Origin of the sequence: Bartonella sp. AA81SXKL, assembly GCF_042196945.1 — a bacterium.
Lineage (GTDB): Bacteria > Pseudomonadota > Alphaproteobacteria > Rhizobiales > Rhizobiaceae > Bartonella.
Map to the genome: position 1 here is coordinate 1 of NZ_JBHIRH010000364.1, position 590 is coordinate 590.

General features: G+C 44.2%; 1 pseudogene. It reads right to left on the reverse strand.

Annotated elements, in window-relative coordinates:
- Positions 1–590, reverse strand: a pseudogene (locus tag ACFINZ_RS11710) (class I fructose-bisphosphate aldolase); the annotation flags it as partial.

Here is a 590-nt window from a genome sequence, read left to right on the forward strand (position 1 = left end):
GATTTTTCCTGATCTTTTGTCCATTGTCCCAAAGCAGCAAGGTGGTTCATTCGAGCACGATGACAAAAAGCCTTTTGCGCAACAACAATATTTTCATTTTTTCCAGCCCATGCCTTTAAGGCAGCTGCTTGCAATGCCCGCCCATAAGAAAAGGTCAATTTCCAAGGCTGTTTTCCCAAAGCATTCATAGCAGACAAATGTGCAGTTGCTTCCGGATCAGACTGTCCTCCAGAGAGAAAAGCAATTCCAGGAGCAGCCGCAGGAGTAGTTTGTTTAAGAACCTGAAGCGGTTTTTCAGCTACTTCTTCAACAAAAGCAATGCGCACATCTTTTCCATCAATCACCCTAATTGGGCTTTAAAATCATGCCCTTAAAAAGAACACGTGCTTCAAATAATTCTTTAAACACAGTGTGTAAAACAACTTTTGTCACCTCAAAGCAACGCGTAATAGAATGCTGGCGTGATGGTCCATCCATCAGCACTTCCGGTTCAACAATCGGTACAAGACCAGCTTCCTGACATAAAGCAGCATAACGCGCGAGAGCTTGTGCATTCTGACTGATTGCCCCTCTTGTTGGGAGAGTCTGTG